The sequence below is a fragment of the Mesorhizobium oxytropidicola genome, assembly GCF_056174625.1.
The window spans coordinates 4948098-4967123 of record NZ_CM149692.1; the positions used below are offsets into that span (position 1 = coordinate 4948098).

Annotated in this window: 20 protein-coding genes, 3 tRNA genes and 1 pseudogene; 10 read left to right on the top strand and 14 right to left on the bottom strand. The window is 61.6% G+C overall.

The features are described 5' to 3' along the window. Positions 1 to 34 precede the first annotated feature (34 nt). The 3 genes from AC0V8S_RS24735 to tuf all read right to left on the bottom strand — a co-directional run bounded on the left by AC0V8S_RS24735 (position 35) and on the right by tuf (position 3608). Entirely contained in the window at positions 35 to 517 is a 483-nt protein-coding gene (locus tag AC0V8S_RS24735; protein ID WP_183458882.1) for a group II truncated hemoglobin, read from the bottom strand. 89 nt (positions 518 to 606) lie between these two features. Next, entirely contained in the window at positions 607 to 2268 is a 1662-nt protein-coding gene (locus tag AC0V8S_RS24740; protein WP_183458881.1) for a COG3904 family protein, read from the bottom strand. Positions 2269 to 2432: 164 nt separating this feature from the next. Further along, complete coding sequence (gene tuf / locus AC0V8S_RS24745; protein WP_010909256.1) at positions 2433 to 3608, bottom strand: elongation factor Tu; 1176 nt, start codon at positions 3606 to 3608, stop codon at positions 2433 to 2435. A gap of 296 nt (positions 3609 to 3904) precedes the next feature. Here tuf and AC0V8S_RS24750 point away from each other — a divergent pair, with 296 nt between their 5' ends. Together AC0V8S_RS24750 and AC0V8S_RS24755 are read left to right on the top strand one after the other, a co-directional pair. Next, positions 3905 to 4792, top strand: coding sequence for a DMT family transporter (locus tag AC0V8S_RS24750; protein WP_475433995.1), 888 nt, complete (start codon positions 3905 to 3907; stop codon positions 4790 to 4792). Between the two features lie 94 nt (positions 4793 to 4886). Continuing rightward, the gene (locus tag AC0V8S_RS24755; RefSeq protein ID WP_164548697.1) at positions 4887 to 5024 is read left to right on the top strand and encodes a hypothetical protein; all 138 of its coding nucleotides are present in this window, start codon (positions 4887 to 4889) and stop codon (positions 5022 to 5024) included. Between the two features lie 62 nt (positions 5025 to 5086). On the opposite strand, the gene AC0V8S_RS24760 is transcribed toward AC0V8S_RS24755, so the two are convergent. Further along, a complete protein-coding gene (locus AC0V8S_RS24760) occupies positions 5087 to 5344 on the bottom strand; it encodes a GlsB/YeaQ/YmgE family stress response membrane protein (protein WP_183458879.1) in 258 nt (85 codons plus the stop codon). A 130-nt stretch (positions 5345 to 5474) separates the two neighbouring features. Between AC0V8S_RS24760 and AC0V8S_RS24765 the strand changes: the two genes are divergently transcribed. Then, positions 5475 to 5939 carry a YidB family protein gene (locus AC0V8S_RS24765; RefSeq protein WP_475433996.1) on the top strand — a complete coding sequence of 155 codons (465 nt, stop codon included), beginning with the start codon at positions 5475 to 5477 and terminating at the stop codon, positions 5937 to 5939. Between the two features lie 80 nt (positions 5940 to 6019). Here AC0V8S_RS24765 and AC0V8S_RS24770 read toward each other — a convergent pair. Beyond that, positions 6020 to 6093 (bottom strand) — tRNA-Gly (locus AC0V8S_RS24770). Between the two features lie 89 nt (positions 6094 to 6182). After that, positions 6183 to 6267, bottom strand: a tRNA-Tyr gene (locus tag AC0V8S_RS24775). Positions 6268 to 6469: 202 nt separating this feature from the next. On the opposite strand from AC0V8S_RS24775, the pseudogene AC0V8S_RS24780 reads away from it, so the two are divergent. Further along, positions 6470 to 7317: pseudogene (locus tag AC0V8S_RS24780) on the top strand (TrmH family RNA methyltransferase). A 121-nt stretch (positions 7318 to 7438) separates the two neighbouring features. Here AC0V8S_RS24780 and AC0V8S_RS24785 read toward each other — a convergent pair. From AC0V8S_RS24785 to gcl, 3 genes are all read right to left on the bottom strand, one after another. Continuing rightward, positions 7439 to 8356, bottom strand: a complete 918-nt coding sequence (locus AC0V8S_RS24785) for a 2-hydroxy-3-oxopropionate reductase (protein WP_183458874.1) — start codon at positions 8354 to 8356, stop codon at positions 7439 to 7441. 105 nt (positions 8357 to 8461) lie between these two features. Then, complete coding sequence (gene otnI, locus AC0V8S_RS24790) at positions 8462 to 9259, bottom strand: 2-oxo-tetronate isomerase (RefSeq protein WP_475433997.1); 798 nt, start codon at positions 9257 to 9259, stop codon at positions 8462 to 8464. Positions 9260 to 9276: 17 nt separating this feature from the next. Continuing rightward, on the bottom strand, positions 9277 to 11058 hold the full coding sequence (gene gcl / locus AC0V8S_RS24795; RefSeq protein WP_475433998.1) for a glyoxylate carboligase: 1782 nt from the start codon (positions 11056 to 11058) through the stop codon (positions 9277 to 9279). A 213-nt stretch (positions 11059 to 11271) separates the two neighbouring features. On the opposite strand from gcl, the gene bhcR reads away from it, so the two are divergent. Further along, complete coding sequence (bhcR, locus tag AC0V8S_RS24800) at positions 11272 to 12093, top strand: HTH-type transcriptional regulator BhcR (protein ID WP_183458869.1); 822 nt, start codon at positions 11272 to 11274, stop codon at positions 12091 to 12093. Between the two features lie 184 nt (positions 12094 to 12277). After that, positions 12278 to 12712, top strand: coding sequence for a hypothetical protein (locus AC0V8S_RS24805; protein WP_475433999.1), 435 nt, complete (start codon positions 12278 to 12280; stop codon positions 12710 to 12712). Positions 12713 to 12783: 71 nt separating this feature from the next. Here AC0V8S_RS24805 and AC0V8S_RS24810 read toward each other — a convergent pair whose 3' ends face one another. From AC0V8S_RS24810 to AC0V8S_RS24820, 3 genes are all read right to left on the bottom strand, one after another. Beyond that, a complete protein-coding gene (locus tag AC0V8S_RS24810) occupies positions 12784 to 13089 on the bottom strand; it encodes a BA14K family protein (protein ID WP_183458867.1) in 306 nt (101 codons plus the stop codon). A gap of 185 nt (positions 13090 to 13274) precedes the next feature. Continuing rightward, the gene (locus tag AC0V8S_RS24815; RefSeq protein ID WP_183458866.1) at positions 13275 to 13478 is read right to left on the bottom strand and encodes a hypothetical protein; all 204 of its coding nucleotides are present in this window, start codon (positions 13476 to 13478) and stop codon (positions 13275 to 13277) included. Positions 13479 to 13672: 194 nt separating this feature from the next. Then, on the bottom strand, positions 13673 to 13840 hold the full coding sequence (locus tag AC0V8S_RS24820; protein WP_183458865.1) for a hypothetical protein: 168 nt from the start codon (positions 13838 to 13840) through the stop codon (positions 13673 to 13675). 157 nt (positions 13841 to 13997) lie between these two features. Here AC0V8S_RS24820 and AC0V8S_RS24825 point away from each other — a divergent pair. Continuing rightward, a tRNA-Thr gene (locus AC0V8S_RS24825) sits at positions 13998 to 14073 on the top strand. A gap of 606 nt (positions 14074 to 14679) precedes the next feature. Continuing rightward, a complete protein-coding gene (locus AC0V8S_RS24830) occupies positions 14680 to 15090 on the top strand; it encodes a hypothetical protein (RefSeq protein ID WP_475434001.1) in 411 nt (136 codons plus the stop codon). Positions 15091 to 15281: 191 nt separating this feature from the next. Here AC0V8S_RS24830 and AC0V8S_RS24835 read toward each other — a convergent pair whose 3' ends face one another. Together AC0V8S_RS24835 and AC0V8S_RS24840 are read right to left on the bottom strand one after the other, a co-directional pair. After that, positions 15282 to 16211, bottom strand: a complete 930-nt coding sequence (locus AC0V8S_RS24835; protein ID WP_475434003.1) for a hypothetical protein — start codon at positions 16209 to 16211, stop codon at positions 15282 to 15284. Positions 16212 to 16368: 157 nt separating this feature from the next. Further along, the gene (locus AC0V8S_RS24840) at positions 16369 to 16983 is read right to left on the bottom strand and encodes a TetR/AcrR family transcriptional regulator (RefSeq protein WP_475434005.1); all 615 of its coding nucleotides are present in this window, start codon (positions 16981 to 16983) and stop codon (positions 16369 to 16371) included. 91 nt (positions 16984 to 17074) lie between these two features. Here AC0V8S_RS24840 and AC0V8S_RS24845 point away from each other — a divergent pair, with 91 nt between their 5' ends. Together AC0V8S_RS24845 and AC0V8S_RS24850 are read left to right on the top strand one after the other, a co-directional pair. Next, positions 17075 to 18166 carry a polyamine ABC transporter substrate-binding protein gene (locus AC0V8S_RS24845; RefSeq protein WP_475434007.1) on the top strand — a complete coding sequence of 364 codons (1092 nt, stop codon included), beginning with the start codon at positions 17075 to 17077 and terminating at the stop codon, positions 18164 to 18166. 13 nt (positions 18167 to 18179) lie between these two features. Beyond that, complete coding sequence (locus tag AC0V8S_RS24850; protein WP_475434009.1) at positions 18180 to 19025, top strand: ABC transporter permease; 846 nt, start codon at positions 18180 to 18182, stop codon at positions 19023 to 19025. Position 19026 lies beyond the last annotated feature (1 nt).

The window sequence follows — 19026 nt, forward strand, 5'->3', positions numbered from 1 at the left end:
CCGACATAGTCCTGCGCTCCGGTGCGGCTGGAAGCTACTTTGTTTCCGGCGGCGTGTACGGTCCTCCAGGCACGCCCCAGCCCCAGGCCGGCATGGGCTCAGTCTCGGGATCGCAGGTCTCGCCGAGATTGGAGTTCATCTTGGCCAGCCGCGATCCCCATTCGACATAGCCCATGAAGGCCGAGCGGAATTCGGGATCGTCGGGCAGACCGACGGCATCGGCGGCATCGGCAAGCAGGTTGATCCAGCGGCGGCGCTGCTCCTCCGTCAAATGCTTGCCCAGATGATGCATGACCATCTCGCGGTGACCGCCGAATTTCTCGCTATAGGTCTTCGGTCCGCCGAACACCTCGCCGATGAAGGCGGCAACATGGACGGGATGGTCCGGCGACATGGTCTTGAACACCGGGCCGACGACCGGGTCCTTTGCGACCTTGTCATAGAAGGTCTGCGTCAGCCGGTTCAGGGCGTCGCTGCCGCCGGCCCATTCGTAGAGTGTCGGAACATCTTTGCGCATGGCGGTAACCTGTCCTCGATCTCCGCAGACGGTAGCGGAAACATCCGGCCGATCTCAACCTGCCTCGATGGCCAGTTCAACACATGGCGCTAAAGTTTGGCCGGCATGTCGGCTTCGGCGTTGGCCGACGGCACGATCCGGCAATTGTCCGGCTTCGGAGCCGATCTGCATATGCCGGCGCCCGTCAGTTCGTCGGCGGACTGGCGCCCGGTCGCCAGCCCGAATTTCAGCATTGTCTCCTGATCGAGCTGCCGTGGAGATGAGGAAGCCTGCATGGCGGCGAACAGGCCAGGCCCGATCGCCATCTCCGTGAGATAGGCCTTGACCTTTTCCTGCAGGCCAAGGGAGCCCACGCTGAGGCGCACTGCCGGCCCGATGAGGCGCCTGATGCCACCGGCAACCACGATCGGACAGGCCGAAGCACATTCGCCCTCGGATTCGATGGTTAGGCCGGTGTGGACGCCGTCCTTGGCCAGACACTCCGCCGAAGGATCGCAATCCACGAAATCCGTGTGGGCGACGACGACGTCGAGCTTGCGTTCGCGGATCAGCCTGCCGGCGGCAAGCGCGCCCTCGACATCGCCACCTTGCGAGTTGATCACGATCGGCAGCCGGCGGCCTCCGATGGCATCGAGCGCCTGGCGCAGTCTTTCCGGCGTCTGCGCGGTGATCGAGCCCTCCGCCGAGATCCATTCCGGACAGTCGGGATTGCAGAGCGGGTTGCTGCCGCGGACAAGCACGAAGCGCATGTCTGCCTCTCTCGGCGCCGTGGCCTCGGGCGGAGCGGCGGGAGCGGGTTTTGCCTGGGCGGTCGGGAGGCTGGCCGGCGTCGCCTCTCGGCCCGCCGGTATCTCCCGGCAGTTCGTAGGCATCGGATTTGCGTTGCAGATGGTTGCGGCGGTGAAAAGCTCGACGGTGTCGAGGGAGGTGACGAGGTTCATGTGGAGCATGTTTTCGAGAACCAGCTGATGGATTTCGCTCGCCGGCGTGTTCTTCATCGTTATGAACACGCCTTCGCCTATCCCCATCTCCTGCAAATAGGCCGAGAGCTTCTTCTCGACCGCCTTGCTCATTTCGTAGGTTTTGTAGCTGCCCGCGTTCTTGCGGCTGACGATTTTGGAGCTGATGATCTTCTTCTTGCCGTTCACGATCCGGTAGGTGGTCCGGTACAGCAGCTTCTCGCGCTTGTAGGTGGTGGTGACCTGGTGGACGCCGAGATAGGCAAACTCCCCGACCACGCGGCGGACACCTCCGGAAAACATCAGCGGGCAAGCGGAATTGCACATGGCGCCGTCGTCATAGGCCATGCCGAAATAGTCGGCGCCCTTGCCCTGGTTATCCCTGCAATTCTTCATCTCCGGCTCGCAGCCGGAAAACACCGTCGTGCCGACGGCGATGTCGAGCTTGTTCTTGCGGATCATCTGGCCAAGCGTCACCGCCGCATCGACATTGCCGCCGGGGGAATTGACGACCACCGGCAATTGCCGGCCTTTGAGCGCCTTGAGCGTGCGCTTGAACAGCGACGGCGTGCCCGCCTCGATCGTGCCTTCCGCCGAGATCCATTCCGGGCAATTGGGCTCGCAGCCCGGCGCATTGCTGCGCACGACGGCGAAACGCATCGACGGGATGTCCAGCGACTGCTCCTGGGCCCGCACCGCCGCGACAGGCAGCACCATGGCGGCCAACAGCGTGAGACGGGCCAGTGCCCGCAACCACCATGCCTTCCTATCGAAACAGCGCCCCGGAACCACTCTTCGGCAAGCTCCCGCAATGCAACCTATACTAGTTGGCGCTATGGCGCTTGCAACAGCTTTGCGGGGTGAGGCGCAAGTTCCTGGTCATGCAGCTGTGAAAACAAAAAAGGGCGGCCCAAAGACCGCCCTTTTCTTCTCGATCCGGCTAATGCCGGCCTCGATTATTCCTTGATGGTGACGACGATGCCGGCACCGACGGTGCGGCCGCCTTCACGGATGGCGAAGCGCAGCTTCTCTTCCATGGCGATCGGCACGATCAGCTCGACATCGACCGTGATGTTGTCGCCAGGCATCACCATTTCGGTGCCGGCCGGCAGCGACACGATGCCGGTCACGTCGGTCGTGCGGAAGTAGAACTGCGGACGGTAGTTGGTGAAGAACGGCGTGTGACGGCCACCTTCGTCCTTGGTCAGGATGTAGGCTTCGGCCACGAACTTCTTGTGCGGCTTCACCGTGCCCGGCTTGGCCAGAACCTGGCCGCGCTCGACGCCTTCACGATCAACGCCACGCAGCAGCGCGCCGATGTTGTCGCCAGCCTGGCCCTGGTCGAGCAGCTTGCGGAACATTTCAACGCCCGTGCAGGTCGTCTTGGTCGTCGGACGGATGCCGATGATTTCCAGTTCCTCGCCGACCTTGACCACGCCGCGCTCGACGCGGCCGGTCACGACCGTGCCGCGGCCAGAGATCGAGAACACGTCTTCGATCGGCATCAGGAACGGCTTGTCGAGCGGACGAACCGGCGTCGGGATGTAGGCGTCGACCTGAGCCATCAGCTCGCGGATCGCGTCCTCGCCGATGGTCTTGTTCGAATCTTCCAGAGCGGCCAGCGCCGAACCCTTGACGATCGGAATGTCGTCACCGGGGAACTCGTTCTTCGACAGAAGCTCGCGAACCTCAAGCTCGACCAGTTCGAGGAGTTCAGCGTCGTCGACCTGGTCGACCTTGTTGAGGAACACCACGATCGACGGCACGCCGACCTGACGGGCGAGCAGGATGTGCTCGCGGGTCTGCGGCATCGGGCCGTCGGCGGCCGACACGACCAGGATCGCGCCGTCCATCTGCGCGGCACCGGTGATCATGTTCTTCACATAGTCGGCGTGGCCGGGGCAGTCGACGTGAGCGTAGTGGCGGTTGGCCGTCTCGTATTCGACGTGAGCCGTCGAGATCGTGATGCCGCGTGCCTTCTCTTCCGGCGCCGCATCAATCTGGTCGTAGCGCTTGTATTCGCCAAAATACTTCGTGATCGCCGCCGTCAGCGACGTCTTGCCATGGTCAACGTGACCAATCGTGCCGATGTTCACATGAGGCTTAGTGCGCTCGAATTTACCTTTTGCCATAGTCTCTTTCCTTGGACGGCCTTGACCTTCAGTTCAGTCGAATGCGGGGCGATTAGCGACAAAGGCCAAAAAACACAAGCGTCTTTTGGCCGGGTGCCGTCTCACTCAGTCCGAACCTGGGATCCGATTGCGGGGGTGTGGCGCTGATATAGGAAGGCGATGCGTGAAATGAAATGGCTAACAGGCCGATCGGTCGCGGCCCTTAATCAAGGGCTCCTGCCCGCCAATCCCTGTCTGGATCACCGCCAGTTGATGGCCCATTGCGGCGGCAACCGGGGTCTGATCTCTTGCCCCCCATGCATTTCATCCCTGCCTCGATCCGCGGCCCGCTGTTCATGATCGTCTCGACCGGGTCGTACCTGGTCAACGACACGATGATGAAACTCGCGACGGCAGGCTTGCCATCTTACGAGGTGCTGTTCCTGCGCGGGGTCGCGGCAACGCTCTGGGGCTTCCCACTGCTGTTCCTGCTTGGCTACGGCAAACAGATCCCGCTGATCTTCGACGGCCATGTGCTGCGCAGGAACCTGCTCGAGATGGCTGCGATCCTCTGCTACGTCGTGGCGCTCGCCAACATGCAGATCGCGGATTCGACAGCGCTGGGACAAATCACGCCGCTCCTGATGCTGGTCGGCTCCTCGATCCTGTTTGGCGAACGCATCGGCGGCCAGCGCATGGCGCTGATCGGGCTCGGCTTCATCGGTGCGCTGATGGTGGCACAACCGACGATGCAAGGCATATCGGTCTACGCGCTGCTGGCGCTCGGCAACGCCGCACTGGCAGCCGCGCGCGACCTTGCCGGCCGGCGTGTGCCGGCGGAGGTGCCGGGGATGATCGTGGCGATTTCCGCCGTGGTGGTGGTATTGATCGGCGCCGGTGCTGCGCATCTGGTTTCCGAGCGCTGGGTGATGCCCGAGGCGCGCCACCTGCTGCTGATGGCAGGCGCCGGGTTTTTCCTGATCTTCGGCCATTTCTTCATTTTCATGGCCTACCGCGTCGGGCCGACCAGTGCCGTTGCGCCATTCTACTACTGTTTCACCGTCTGGGCCGTCATTTCGGGCCTGTTGGTGTTCGGGCAATTTCCCAACACGCTGGCGGTCTGCGGCATCCTGCTGGTGGTCGGCAGCGGGCTAACGATCGTCTCTTTGGATCAGCGCAAACGCAGGCTAAGTGTCGTCGCCTAGCATCGGCACCCGAGCGTCTGTTTCTGCTGTTGCCGAGCCCAGATCGATCGTCTATTCGGCGAAGACATGATCAATCAGCCAAGGGCGTTTCCCCATGACCGATTTTGACCAGAACAAGAACTCCGACGCTGAGCACAAGGCCGCCATTCGCAAGTCGCTGGTCGGCTGGGCGGTGTTCATCGCCGGAACGCTGATCTTCTTCGCTGCCGCCGACGCAGTGTTGATGCCATAGGCAAGCCCGACGCGGGTCCTGCCTCAGCAAAAATTCGAAATTTCAGACGATGCAGCCGGCGCCTAAAGCGTCCGGCGTCCGCTGAACTGGTGGTAGGCCCACAGCACAACCACAGCGCCAACCACAGCGACGATCAGGCTGGAGATGTTGAGGCCGCTGACACCCACGCCGAACAATTGGCTGCAGATCACACCGCCGACGATGGCGCCGACGATGCCGAGCACGATATCCATGAGCAGGCCCTGGCCGGTCTTGTTGACGATCTTGCTGCCCAGGAAGCCGGCGATGGCGCCGAGAATGATCCAGCTGATGATACCCATTTTTTCCTCTCCATCCCCCGCCGACCCGACATTTTCATATGATTGTCAAAACCTCAAGCCAGCTTGAAATTCCGCCTGGATGCGCCATTGTCAGAGATGGGCAGGGCTTGGTTGAGATGGAGGATCCACTATGGGACTTTTTGACAACGCCGTTCCCGGCGGCAACATCACCAAACCGCTGATGATCGCGCTCGGCGCACTGCTGGTCGGAAAAATGTTGAGCGGCAGAAGCGCCGAACAGCCGGATCAGCCTCAAGCGCCCGCGCCGGTCGACCCAACTCCTGTCGGAACCACCGCCAGTGATGGCGGCCTGCTCGGCGGTCTGGGTGGCCTGCTCGACAAGCTTAGGGATGCCGGCCACGGCAATGTCGCCGATTCCTGGGTCGGCACCGGACAGAACCAGTCGATCAACGCCAATGATCTCGGCGCAGCACTGGGGCCGCAGGTCATCCGCGAGATCGCGCAGCGCACTGGAATGGACGAGGGGGAACTGCTCAAGCAGCTGTCCACGGCTTTGCCCGGCATCGTCGACAAGCTGACGCCGAACGGCCAGGTGCCGCAGCAGCACCAGGTGGTGTCGGCGTTCAACAGCTGACGCGGCGCCTTGATGCCCTGAAGCGCCGCGCGCATGGTCGCGCAGTGTCCAGGTTCGGCCGACGGGTAAGGAGGAAAATCTGGAGCGGGTAGCGGGAATCGAACCCGCATATTCAGCTTGGAAGGCTGCTGCTCTACCACTGAGCTATACCCGCGCCTTGCACTGAAGTATCGGATTCACCCGAAAAGCGCCATGCCCTTTTCGGCCCGATGCTTTTTCGTTTCAGGGCTTCCGGGCCGGCAGTGGTGGAGAGGGTTGGATTCGAACCAACGTAGGCTAAGCCAACGGATTTACAGTCCGTCCCCTTTAACCACTCGGGCACCTCTCCAGTCTGCCGCCGGAGCCATGCAACGAGGCATTCTTGCCGATCCCGGAGCCCGAGTTGGATGTCTTCTCCGAAATCAGCGAAGCGCCTTATGGCGGCAAGGCCAGTGGGTGTCAACCGCAGTGGAAGGGTTTTTCGATGTTGTTCGCCGGCTGCGGCGACGGGCCATATCCTTGGCCGCGGCAGACCGCTATAGAAGCCGGCCATGAGCAACAAGACCAACACCCCCAAAGATACCCATTACGCCAAGCTGCGTCGCGCGCACCGCGACGAGAAGAGCGGCGGCGCCCCGGCATTTAAGCCACGTCAGCCCGTGCCACCCGGCGAAAACGCCGCCGATGGCCTGGTGCGACTTTATGGCCTGCACACGGTGCGGGCGGCGCTCGACAATCCGCGCCGCCGGATCAAAAAATGCTGGTGACCCGCAACGCGGCCGAGCGTCTTGAGATAGCCGATCTCGCCGCCCTGCCCTTCAAGGCGGAGCTGGTCGAACCGAGAGACATCGACAAGATCACCGGGTCGGACGCCGTGCATCAGGGCGTGCTCATCGAGGCGGAGCCGTTGAAGCCGAAGCGCCTCGACGCGCTCGGCGACACAAGGCTGGTGCTGGTGCTCGACCAGGTCACCGATCCGCACAATGTCGGCGCCATCCTGCGCTCGGCGGTCGCTTTTGGCGCCGGCGCGCTGATCACCACCGCGCGCCACAGTCCGCAGGAATCGGGCGTGCTGGCGAAATCCGCCTCCGGCGCGCTGGAGCATATCGACCAGATCGAGGTGAAGAACCTCGCCGACGCGCTCGGGCAGCTGCACGAGGCCGGCTTCCAGACCATCGGGCTTGATTCGGACGGGCCGGCGGAACTCGAAACCAGCTTTGCCGGCGACAGGATCGCACTGGTGCTCGGCGCCGAGGGCAAGGGCCTGCGCCAGAAGACGCGCGAGACGGTGACGACGCTGGCGCGGCTCGACATGCCCGGCGCCATCCGCTCGCTCAACGTGTCCAACGCCGCGGCGATCAGCCTCTATGCCGCACGAGCCTTCCTCAAGCGCGGCTGAGCCGGAAACAGCGGACTATTTGCTGCAAACGAGAAACGGGTTCCGGCGACAGGCGCCGAAACCCGTTCTTGTGTAGGACGAGAGGTGGCGGTTTGGGAACGTTGCGCCGCCCTCTCCCGACCTATGCCGCTTTGCCTTTGACGTCCGCCACCTCGCCACCGACCTCGAAATTCGCCATCCGCTCCAGCGCCCTGACCAGCGCCGAGTGATCCTCCTTGGCGCCACCATTGGCGGCGCAGGAATTGAACAGCTGCTGCGTGGTCGAGGTGTTGGGCAGCGACACGCCGAGCGCTTTTGCCCCTTCCAACGCCAGATTGAGATCCTTCTGGTGCAATTCGATGCGGAAGCCCGGTGCGAAGGTGCGCTTGACCATGCGCTCGCCATGCACTTCGAGAATGCGCGAGGCCGCCAATCCACCCATCAAGGCCTGCCTGACCTTGGCCGGGTCGGCGCCGGCTTTCGAAGCAAAAACAAGCGCTTCGGCGACGGCTTCAATGGTCAGCGCGACGACGATCTGGTTGGCGACCTTGGTGGTCTGGCCGACACCGTTCGGGCCGACCAGAGTGATGTTCTTGCCCATCTTCTCGAAGACGGGTTTGGCGCGCTCGAACGGTTTTTCCTCGCCGCCGACCATGATGGTGAGCGACGCCGCCTTGGCGCCGACCTCGCCGCCCGAAACCGGCGCGTCGAGGTAATCGCAGCCGAGCTTGTTGACCTTCTTCGCAAACACCTTGGTCTCGATCGGCGAGATCGAGCTCATGTCGATGACCAGCTTGCCCTTGGTCAGGCCCGATGCCACGCCATTATCGCCAAACAGCACGTCTGCGACTTGCGGCGTGTCGGGCACCATGGTGATGATGATGTCGGCAGCCTTGGCGACGGCGGCGTGGCCGGAGACTGTTTTCAGGCCCTTGGTGACGAGATCAGCCGGCGGCTTTGAGCGATGGTCGCTGGCGATGACCTTGTAGCCGGCATCCAGCAAATGCCCCGCCATCGGCGCGCCCATGATGCCGAGGCCGATGAAGCCTATGGTTTCCATTGTGGTTCTCCGTCTTTTTGTTAGGTCGCGTTCTGTCGCGCCCCCCTCTGTCCTGCCGGACATCTCCCCCACTTGGGGGGAGATCGGCAGCTTCGCCGCCGGCTCTTAGGCCGCCGCGCTGCCCTGCCCGGCCAGGTCCCGGAACCAGCCTAGCCCGGCCTCGGTGCCGGCCTTGGGCTTATATTCCGCGCCGATCCAGCCGGAATAGCCGATGCGGTCAATATGATCGTAGAGGAAGGGATAGTTGATCTCGCCCGTTCCCGGCTCGTGACGGCCGGGATTGTCCGCAAGCTGGATATGCGCGATGCGGCCGAGGTTTGCCTCGATTTTACGGGCGAGATCCCCCTCCATGATCTGCATGTGGTAGATGTCATATTGCAGGAACAGGTTTTTGGAGCCGACGCGGTCGATGAGCGCCAGTGCCTGGTCTGAGTAATTCAGGAAGAAGCCCGGAATGTCGCAGGTGTTGATGGGCTCGATCAGCAGCCGGATGCCGGCCTGTTCCAGCTTCTCCGCCGCGAAGGCGAGATTTTCGGCGAAAACATCCTCGAGCACCTTGCGGTCGGCGCCGGCGGGCGCGATGCCGGCCAGGCAATTGACCTGCGGGCAGCCGAGCGCCTGCGCGTAGGTGATCGCCTTGGCGATGCCCTGGCGGAATTCCGGCACGCGATCCGGTAGCACGGCGATGCCGCGCTCGCCCTTGGCCCAGTCGCCGGCCGGCAGGTTGAACAGCACCTGCGTGAGGCCGTTCTTCTTCAGCCTCGCGGCCACCACCTCCGGCGCATGGTCGTAGGGGCCGATATATTCGACGCCCTTGAAGCCGGCGCGGGCGGCGGCATCAAAACGGTCGAGGAAATCATGCTCGCCAAAGAGCATCGACAGATTGGCTGAAAAACGCGGCATTCTTTTTGTCCTTCTTCTCAGTCGAGCATCACGATCGCAGTCGGCGCATCCTCATGGCTTTCGGCAAGGTCCTCGAATTCAGTGATCTTGTCGATCTCGGTGCCCATCGAGATGTTGGTGACGCGCTCCAGGATGAATTCGAGCACGACCGGAACCCGGTGTTCCTTCATCAGCCGCTGCGCATGCTTGAAGGCGCCGGCGAACTCCTCCGGCTTGCGCACCCGGACCGCCTTGCAGCCCATCGCTTCGGCCACGGCGACATGGTCGACACCATAGCCGGCCTCGGGATCGCCTGACCGGTTGATGTTCTCGAAGGCGAGGCTGACCTCGTAATCCATCGAAAAACCGCGCTGCGCCTGGCGGATCAGGCCGAGATAGGCGTTGTTCACGACGACGTGGATGTAGGGCAGCTTGTGCTGCGCGCCGACCGCTAGCTCCTCGATCATGAACTGGAAATCATAGTCGCCCGACAGCGCCACGATCGTCCGGTCGGGATCAGCAGCCCGAACGCCAAGGGCTGCCGGCAGCGTCCAGCCGAGCGGGCCGGCCTGGCCGCAATTGATCCAGTTGCGCGGCTTGTAGACGTGCAGGAACTGCGCGCCGGCGATCTGCGACAGGCCGATCGTGGTGACATAGGTGACGTCGCGGCCGAACGCCTTGTTCATCTCCTCATAGACACGCTGCGGCTTCAGCGGCACCTGGTCGAAATGCGTCTTGCGCTTCATCGTCTTCTTGCGGGCCTGGCATTCCTTGGCCCAGCCCGACCAGTCGCGTAGCTTTCCGGCCGTCTTCCACTCGGTGGCGACGTCGAGCAGCATCTTCAGTGCCGCGCCCGCATCGGACACAACGCCGAGGTCCGGCGCGAAGACACGGCCGATTTGAGTGGGCTCGATGTCGACATGGATGAATTTCTTGCCCTTGGTGTAGATATCGACCGAGCCGGTGTGGCGGTTGGCCCAACGGTTGCCGATGCCGAAGACGAAATCGGCTTCCAGCATCGTGGCATTGCCGTAGCGGTGCGAGGTCTGCAGGCCGCACATGCCGGCCATCAGCCGGTGGTCGTCGGGAATCGCGCCCCATCCCATCAGTGTCGGAATGACCGGCACACCGGTGATTTCAGCGAATTCGATCAGCAGATCGGATGCATCGGCGTTGATGATGCCGCCGCCGGCGACGATCAGCGGCTTTTCGGCCGCATTGAGCATGGTCAGCGCCTTTTCGGCCTGGGCGCGGGTCATGGCGGGCTTGAACGGCGCCAACGGCTCATAGGCATCGATGTCGAATTCGATCTCGGCCAGTTGGACGTCGACCGGCAGGTCGATCAGCACCGGTCCCGGGCGCGATGAGCGCATGAGATGAAATGCCTTCTGCAGCGCCATCGGCACGAGATAAGGCTCCATGACGGTTACAGCCCATTTGGCGACGGGTGCCGCGATGGCGGCGATGTCGACGGCCTGAAAATCCTCCTTGTTCAAGCGCGCCCGCGGCGCTTGGCCGGTTATGCAGAGGATCGGGATGGAATCGGCGGCCGCCGAGTAGAGCCCGGTGATCATATCAGTGCCGGCCGGCCCCGAAGTGCCGATGCACAGCCCGATATTGCACGCCTTGGCGCGGGTGTAGCCTTCAGCCATGTGCGAAGCGCCCTCGACGTGGCGGGCCAGCACGTGGCGGATGGTGCCCCGTGCCTTCAATGCCGAATAGAGCGGATTGATCGCCGCGCCCGGCACGCCGAAGGCGCAGGCGATGCCTTCCTTTTCGAGAACGAGAACCGCCGCATCGACAGCGCGCATCCTGGCCATTTTCCGGCCCTCCACTTGGGTTGTCATTGTTGGATGGCCGAGAATGTCAGCAAGCCGGCTATTTTTCAATTTTTTCAGAATATTTTTTCATTTCTAGAAAACGGCGGCTGTTTGCTGATTTTATTGGATTTTCGGTTTTCCAAGAATCCTGAACCTCATCCTAGTGAAAAACTTTTTCATTGCACGTTTGGAGAAATCGGCGAAACTGGCGTCATGGAAACCACCGAAAAACGCCAGCGTGGCCGGCCGCGTGCCTTCAACGGTCCGTCCGAGGCCACTTCCGTGCAGTCGCTCGACCGCGCGCTACGCATCCTGGCCATTGTCGCGGAGGGCAGCGGCCTGTCGTTGAGCGAGATATCAGCGCAGAGCGGCCTTGCCGCCTCCACCGCCTACCGCATGCTGACGACGCTCGAAAACCACGGCATGGTCGAGTTCGACACATCAGACCAGTTGTGGTCGATCGGCGTCGAGACCTACCGCATGGGCGCGGCCTTCCTGCGCCGCCGCAAGCTGGTCGACCGCGCCCGCATCGTCATGCAGGAATTGATGGAACGAACCGGCGAGACCGCCAATCTCGGCGTCGCCGAGGATGATTGCGTGGTGTTCGTCAGCCAGGTCGAGACGCACCAGGCGATCCGCGCCTTCTTTCGCCCGGGCACGCGCAGCCCCTTCCATGCCTCCGGCATCGGCAAGGCGGTGCTGGCGCATCTCGAACCGGAGCGCGTCGGCACCATTCTGCGCAAGGCCGGCCTGCAGCGCTTCACCGACAAGACACTGTCCGAGATTCCTGCCCTTGCCCACGATCTGGCTGTCATCAAGCGGCGCGGCTGGTCGGTCGATGACGAGGAGCGACACCCCGGCATGCGCTGCGTGGCCGCCGCCATCTTCAACGAGTTCGGCGAGCCCATCGGCGGCGTCTCGGTTTCAGGGCCGACCGTGCGGGTGACGCCGGAGCGGCTGGCCGAGATCGGCCCGATGGTGCGCAGCGCCGCGGCCGAGGTGACCAGGATGATCGGCGGCGTACAGGCCGGCTGATCAGCTTGCCCCAGGTAGCGCGCTCTTGGTGGCAGTCAGGCCTCCCCCGGGGTCCTGCTCGTCCAAGCCAACCTCCCTTCCTTGGCGCTCGAATGGCGGACTGGAGGTTCGCAAAAACGCTGTACATCGCCGGCGGCATGACTCCGTCTTGCCGTGGCGTTCGAATGCATGCGAAAGGGCACGGATGCGGAAAACGGTTCAGCTTTTGCTTGTCGCTTCACTTTGCGGATGTGTGGCGGCGGCACCTCGACCTGATGCCGGCGGCGACCAGCGCGTCGATCCCATTCCGATCCCGCTTGCCCTGGAGGAGATCATCACCACCGGCATCCGTCAACGCTTGCCGGATCCTGCTTCCGCCCGGTTCGGGAAGATGCTTGCCGGCGAGCGGACGCTGAACGGCCGCAAAGAGATCGTCGTCTGCGGCTTCGTCAACGGCAGGGATTCCTCCGGCAGCTATGGCGGCGACCAAGCCTTCATTGCCAACGTCTACCCGGATTCGGGAAGCAGCTTCGATCTCGTCGCCATGGGCGACGCTTCGGAGACGAGGCAAATTGTCGGCAGCACCTGCAGCGCCGCCGGATTGCCGATCTCCGGTTCCAGCTCGAAGACGCAACTGTAAGCTTCTGTGAAAAAGGCAAAAAGGGGCCCGCGTGAGCCCCTTTTTCTGTTGCTGAAACAGTCCTCCTCCTCTCAAAGCCGGCAATAGTGGCTATAGCCGTCGCGGCCGATGTAGGTGTCGGAGTCCGGATCGTAGCTCGAATAGCGATCGAGGCAGCGGCGGACGTGCCAGGAACCGCCGTCTTCGTCGACATAGACGGTGCGCGGCGGCTGCTGGGCGAGCAGGCTGCCAAGGACAAACCCGCCGACGCCGGCGGCGATGCCGATGCCGAGGTCGTGGTGATGCGAATGAGCCGCCGAAGGCTGAACGGTGCCGACCAGCGCGGTGGCGACGACGGTGGAGGCGATGAGGCCGGAAACGAGTGTGCGCTTGAACATGATGATCTCCTTGCTTCGTTGACCGAGGCGATCCATCCGCCTCTTGATCATCTGTCGTCGCGGTAGCGAAAAAGGTTCGAAGCTTTTTTATCTTTTTTGCGGAGAGGCGGTCGGTTCCTTCCTGTCGATCGCGGGAAATGCAAAGGGCGGCCGAAGCCGCCCTCCAAACCCGACAGGCTTTGGCATCAAAAGATGATGACCACCCCGCCATGGTGATGATGGTGATGACGGTGGTGATGGTGGTACCACCAGTAGTCGCCGTAGTCGTCGTCGTAGTGATGATGGTGATGATGCATACCGTGAGCCGACGACGTCTGAACGGTGGCGGCCAGTGCGCCTGTGGCGACGAAAGTGGCCACGAGGGCGGAAGTGAGCGTGCGCTTGAACATGATGATCTCCTGGATCCTTGACCGAGGCGACCACTCGCCTCTGGAGGTCAGTCGGCGCAGCCTGTCAAAAGGTTCGAAAGGTCGAGGAGATTTTTCGGCGGGGTCGGAAAGAGCGAGTAGCGAGTAGCGAGGCAGGATCGCACGGCAATCTCGGTCCCACTACCGACTATTCGCTGTTCCCTATTCGCTCTCTCTCATCCCATTCCCGTCACATGGCGCAGCCAGAAGGCGAGCGCGATGAAGCCGATGATCGTGGTCACGCCGGTCCAGTCGACATTGGCCTTCTTCACGTCGCTGACGAGCTTCACCAGCAACATCCAGGCGATGACCACGATGGGGAGAATGATGACAAGCCTGATCATGCGACACTCCAGTCCGAAGCGATTGCACCTCACCAATATGTAGGAAGCGCGCTCGCGGATTTCAGTATGGGCGGGCGGCGGGGTCATCCACCGCCGGGGTAACCGAAAACGGAGTTTTGTCTTTACTGACGCACGAAATATGCTACCGGAGCGCCGTGCCCTTGTAGCTCAGCTGGTAGAGCAGCGGTTTTGTAAACCGAAGGTCGGCGGTTCGATCCCGTCCGGGGGCACCAGCAAAACAGCCGATTATGTAGCAGTTACAATACGTTGGCTGCCAATCACTTTCTTCCGACCCCTCGCCCTATCCACCTTTCATTTCTTGTTGAAAAGCAGGCATTCTCAACAAGGGTGGGCAAAACAGGACGTTCCCGTCTAGTGCGTCTCAATAGGTCGTGCAGTTCACGGTGTTGCCGAAGCGGTTGCAAGTAGTCTGCTTTGGCTGGCTATTCGCCATATTGGCCAGCGCCGCGTTGCGCCGCGCAGAGGCCCGATCCCTGGAAGCCAGAGCCTCGCTCTGAATGCATTGCGCCATTGCCGGCGTGCCGGCAGCGAACCCATACGTCTCACAGCGGGTGCGGAAATAGGCGGCCTGCTCTGTTGGCGGCGTAGTGGCAAACCAGGCAGGAGAGCCCGGCATGCCTATGCCAGACCCAGAGCATCCCGCGCAAATGCTCAGTGAGATTAAGACCAAAAGTCTTGCCATACTCGTATCCCCCAATGAAGCATAGTCCTCGACAGACCTTCCTGTCCACTGGACTGCGGGCAGCTAGTAGGTCTGCGTTGGAATATTTTTGAATTGTCTGTATAAATTATTGGGATAAGTGGACGGGGGCGCCGCGGTGGATGGATTCTGGCAACGGGTACCAATCAGGTTCATTGGCTGGGGAGCAGGGCTTGCGCTTTTTGCGTTCGCCCTTCTCGTGGCCATGACATTCTATGCTTGGCGGACGGACGATTCTTTTACGGTTGCAGACTGGCACTTTGGAAAGACGCCGGGAATCTTGATTTCCGGGCTCAAATCTCGGGTGGAATTCACTAGTTTCAGCAACCAGGTACAAGGTGGCGAAATCCCGCATTCTCACGGGGCGGTGCTTTGCGCGCTGTCACTTGTGGATGACGATGCACCAGATGCTTGGTGCAAAATAACTTTTGAGAACGAAAGTTGGATAATGACCACGGGCATGGGATCGAATGGCAACGGCTGCACTGCGGCGTGCCTTTTTCTTGACCCCGTCACCCCACCACCATGAGGCGGCGGGCTAATTCCGGCCGCTTGATAGGAAATTACGGTGACAGTGCACTTTTGCCGAAGGTTTGATCGGATTCACGCTTGAAGGCCACGGCCGACCCACGGTCTTTGTAAACCGAAGGTCGGCAGTTCGATTCCGTCCGGGGCACCAGTCAGTTCCCGAACATTTTTGCCTCAAACCGCCGTTGCGGTTCAGAACGGATAAAGAACCGGCGTCAGTACTGCCCCGTGGCCGTCGTATGGATGGATGTACGATTCTGAAATCTTCCAATTCGGCTTAGATGCCACTTGAAAGAAGGAGCCAAATTCCGAGCGCCAGCGAAAGGCCTCCATCTGTCCAAACTGTGGGATCAGCATGACGGCACAGGCGACAACAGCATCGATGGCGTGGGACAAAGTGCCTTCTTCCAAACTTCCTTCGCGATCATGTTTCACCGCGTTGTAGGCCCGATACCAAGGTAGCGATTCCGTTGGACGAGTGCGGTCCCAACCGGCGAACGGTCGCACCTCCTTCATCCATGGATAGTAAGGTAGCAAAATACCAAATTCATCTAGCCGCATTGCATTTTGAAGCGCCACATAGTTCGCCGTGTTAAATCTGCCTGATTGCCCATTCGCCTCAAGCACCCCCCGCCAATGCATCTCCACTTCAGTACAAGCAAGAATGAGAAGATTTCTGATTTCGTGCCCATAGACTTTGAAGTTCGACGGCGCCGGGTGAACGGTCTGACAAATCTCCGTGAGCTTGTGCATGAGAGAAACTAACTGGCCGCGCATTACTGCAAGCTGAGATTCGACCATCGCCGAGCCCGGACAATGATAGACGGGGTTTGGGCCACCCACGTGCTGATCGACGATCCTTGCCATCCGAGGATAGTACTGCCCCGGCTTGAGGTTCGTGTGTTCGAACGAGTAGGGCGCGTACTCGGGAGCGAGTTGGGCCAGTTTTACCCCGACAGCATCGAAAAGATCCTGCCCTGACAAGATCACCGCATGCGCGGCCTCGTGGTTCAGTGGGTTCGGAACGCCGATACGCGTCGCGACAGACCCGTCGAAATACCACATCCCTCGGGCCAATCCGTTTTTATCTATGCAGCCGAAATATCCGTTTGATAGTGTCATGCCGTAATCCCTGCAGTCCTTTTCTGGAACTTACATCATCACGATCACTCTGGCTGTATAGGGGTCATCAAGTCTATGCCGTCGGAAGCAACCCAGCGCGTGTGTGACGCCATTGGAACGGCGGCGCATTGCGCGTCAGCGAAATGCGGTTCCAGCCTCACACCCCAATCGCCGCCACCAATATCCTGTTCTGCCTTCGTATCGCCGCGCGCAGCTCCGGTATCTTCGCCTCGTCGCGCTTCACGAATTCGATGAACATCATATTCATGTTGTTGAAGATCAGTTCGCCCAGCGCCGCCCCGTCGATATCCTGCCGGACCAGGCCAAGCTCCTGCAGCCGGGCGATCAGCGCGCGGATCTGTTCTGTCAGTGAGCGGTCGAGCGCCGTATAAGCCTGGCCGAACGGGCTGTCGGGCAATTGCGTCGAGATCGCCATCGCCTGCCGCCACATCTCCTTGCTGAGATAGTGCAGCGAGTGCTCGATATAGATGCCGATCAGCGTGTCCAGCGCATCGCCGACATTGGCCGGCGGCCTGGCGACGACGCCGCGCCCGGCATTCAGCACCTCGTTGACTTCCAGCGAGACGATGGCGCCGAGAATGTCGCCCTTGTTCTCATAGTAATTGTAGATCGTGCCGATCGACACTTCCGCCTGCGCGGCGATCGCCTCGATCTTGGCGCCTTCATAGCCGGCCTCGCGGAAAAGCGCTGCCGCCGCCTCGATGATGCGCCTGTGCCGGTCCGCCTTTTGCCTTGCCCGCAATCCGCTCATATCAGCCTCTTGCCACAAAAACAGAATTGACTCAATTTTAGAATTGGTTCAACTTTTTGCAAGAAGCCACAAAGGCAAGGGAGAACACTCGATGTCCGTCAAATCCGCATCCGGGAATCCGCTTTCCATCCTGAAGCGCCATCTGCGCGCCGCCTGCGCCGCCACGGCACTGCTGCTTGGCGCGGGCAGCCTCGCCGAGGCCGCCGATCTCAACGCGCTGATCTGGTGCGACCATTCCGATCCGGCGCTGCTGCAGCCGTTCGAGGAAGCCAACAATGTCAAGGTCAACGTCAAGGAATTCGAAGGCACCGGCGCCGGGCTGGCCATCGTCGAACAGTCGCAACCCGGCGATTGGGACGTGATGGTGATTGACAGCATCGACGTGCCGCGCGGCGTCGAAAAGGGCCTGTTCGAGCCGCTGCCGGAAGACAAGCTGCCCTTCGCCGACCTGTTCCCGCAAGTGAAGATGGACGGCTCAACCGTCGTCGGCGGCAAGCGCTACGGCATCACCGAAAAGTTCGGCTACAACACGATCGGCTTCAACAAGACCAAGGTCGATCCGGCCGACATGCAGTCCCTGGCGTCGCTGACCAGCGACAAGTACAAGGGCAAGGTCGCCATCTACGACTATTACCTGCCCGTCATCGGCATGGCGGCCCTGGCTATCGGCAAGAAGACTTCGGAGCTGACCGAAGCCGACCTTCCCGCTTTGAAGGAAGAGCTTCTCAAGATGAAGGCCAACGCCAAGCTGGTCGGCGAAGTCACCGCTAGCCAGACCGCGCTTGCCACCGGCGAGGTCGATATTCTGGTCGGCGGCGGCGAGTGGGTGACGGCGGGGCTGGCCAAGGAGAACCCGGCGCTGGACTTCTCCATCCCCAAGGAAGGTGCGGTACTGTGGTCGCAGTCGCTGGCCATGTTCAAGGATTCCAAGAACAAGGATTTGGCGCTGAAGTTCATCCAGTACATACTGAGCCCGGAAGGCCAGGCGCGCCTTGCCACCTCCTCCTGCTATTGGGGCATGCCGGCGAACACCAAGGCGGCACTCACCGACGACCAGAAGAAGGTCCTGCGTTTCGACGAGCAGCCAGGCTTCCTTGCCCGTGCGCAAGCCTATCCGGCGCCGAATGCCGATCTCGACAAGAAGATGCAGGATATGTGGACCGAAATGCTGCAGGCGAAGTGATCGGTAGCCGCTGGTGAGCTCAACCGGGAACGGCGGGCGCGCCCTGCCCTGGGCGCTGGTCACGCCGGCGCTCGGCTGGACGTTGCTGTTCTTCGTGCTGCCCTTCATCGCCATGGGGTTTTCGAGCCTCACGGCGCATGAGGGCGGCGGCTTCACGCTGACCAACTACAGTCAGTTCTTCACCAACCCCTCCTATTGGCAGGCGATGGTGAACTCGCTCGAGGTGACGGCAATCGTGACCGTGGTTTCGGTGCTGCTCGCCTATCCCTTCGCCTGGATCCTCGCCGAACAGGTGCCGGAACGCTGGCAGCGGCTGGCGCTGATGCTGGCCGTGCTGCCGTTCTGGACGTCCTATGTCGTGCGCTCCTATTCCTGGCTGCTGGTGCTGGCGCAGAATGGCGTCATCAACCGCGCGCTGACCGGTTCAGGCCTGATCACCGAGCCACTGCAGCTCGCCAACACGCGGCTAGCCACCGTCACCGGCTTCGTGCACTTCTTCGTCATGCTGCTGACGCTGACCATCTTCGCCAACCTTAAGCAGCTCAGTCCGAGCTACCGCAAGGCGGCCGCTGATCTCGGCGCCGGACCGGTGCGCACCTTCCTGCATGTCGTCCTGCCGCTGACCTTGCCCGGCATCATGGTCGGCGCCTTCCTGACCTTCGTGCTGTGCATCGGCGACTACATCACGCCGCAGATCCTTGGCGGCAACAACGAGCTTCTGATGCCGCAGCTGGTGATGATGCAGATCGGCCGGCGTGGCGATTTTCCGCTGGCCTCGGCGCTGTCGATCATCCTGATGGCGGTGGTTACCGTCGCCTACCTCGCCTGCGCCCGCTGGCTGAAGATCGAGCGGGCCTGAG

Coding starts and splice junctions, on each gene's coding strand:
- AC0V8S_RS24735 (WP_183458882.1), bottom strand. CDS start 517: ATGCGCAAAGATGTTCCGACACTCTACGAATGGGCCGGCGGCAGCGAC.
- tuf (WP_010909256.1), bottom strand. CDS start 3,608: ATGGCAAAAGGTAAATTCGAGCGCACTAAGCCTCATGTGAACATCGGC.
- AC0V8S_RS24750 (WP_475433995.1), top strand. CDS start 3,905: ATGCATTTCATCCCTGCCTCGATCCGCGGCCCGCTGTTCATGATCGTC.
- AC0V8S_RS24755 (WP_164548697.1), top strand. CDS start 4,887: ATGACCGATTTTGACCAGAACAAGAACTCCGACGCTGAGCACAAGGCC.
- AC0V8S_RS24760 (WP_183458879.1), bottom strand. CDS start 5,344: ATGGGTATCATCAGCTGGATCATTCTCGGCGCCATCGCCGGCTTCCTG.
- AC0V8S_RS24765 (WP_475433996.1), top strand. CDS start 5,475: ATGGGACTTTTTGACAACGCCGTTCCCGGCGGCAACATCACCAAACCG.
- AC0V8S_RS24785 (WP_183458874.1), bottom strand. CDS start 8,356: ATGGAAACCATAGGCTTCATCGGCCTCGGCATCATGGGCGCGCCGATG.
- otnI (WP_475433997.1), bottom strand. CDS start 9,259: ATGCCGCGTTTTTCAGCCAATCTGTCGATGCTCTTTGGCGAGCATGAT.
- gcl (WP_475433998.1), bottom strand. CDS start 11,058: ATGGCCAGGATGCGCGCTGTCGATGCGGCGGTTCTCGTTCTCGAAAAG.
- bhcR (WP_183458869.1), top strand. CDS start 11,272: ATGGAAACCACCGAAAAACGCCAGCGTGGCCGGCCGCGTGCCTTCAAC.
- AC0V8S_RS24805 (WP_475433999.1), top strand. CDS start 12,278: ATGCGGAAAACGGTTCAGCTTTTGCTTGTCGCTTCACTTTGCGGATGT.
- AC0V8S_RS24810 (WP_183458867.1), bottom strand. CDS start 13,089: ATGTTCAAGCGCACACTCGTTTCCGGCCTCATCGCCTCCACCGTCGTC.
- AC0V8S_RS24815 (WP_183458866.1), bottom strand. CDS start 13,478: ATGTTCAAGCGCACGCTCACTTCCGCCCTCGTGGCCACTTTCGTCGCC.
- AC0V8S_RS24820 (WP_183458865.1), bottom strand. CDS start 13,840: ATGATCAGGCTTGTCATCATTCTCCCCATCGTGGTCATCGCCTGGATG.
- AC0V8S_RS24835 (WP_475434003.1), bottom strand. CDS start 16,211: ATGACACTATCAAACGGATATTTCGGCTGCATAGATAAAAACGGATTG.
- AC0V8S_RS24840 (WP_475434005.1), bottom strand. CDS start 16,983: ATGAGCGGATTGCGGGCAAGGCAAAAGGCGGACCGGCACAGGCGCATC.
- AC0V8S_RS24845 (WP_475434007.1), top strand. CDS start 17,075: ATGTCCGTCAAATCCGCATCCGGGAATCCGCTTTCCATCCTGAAGCGC.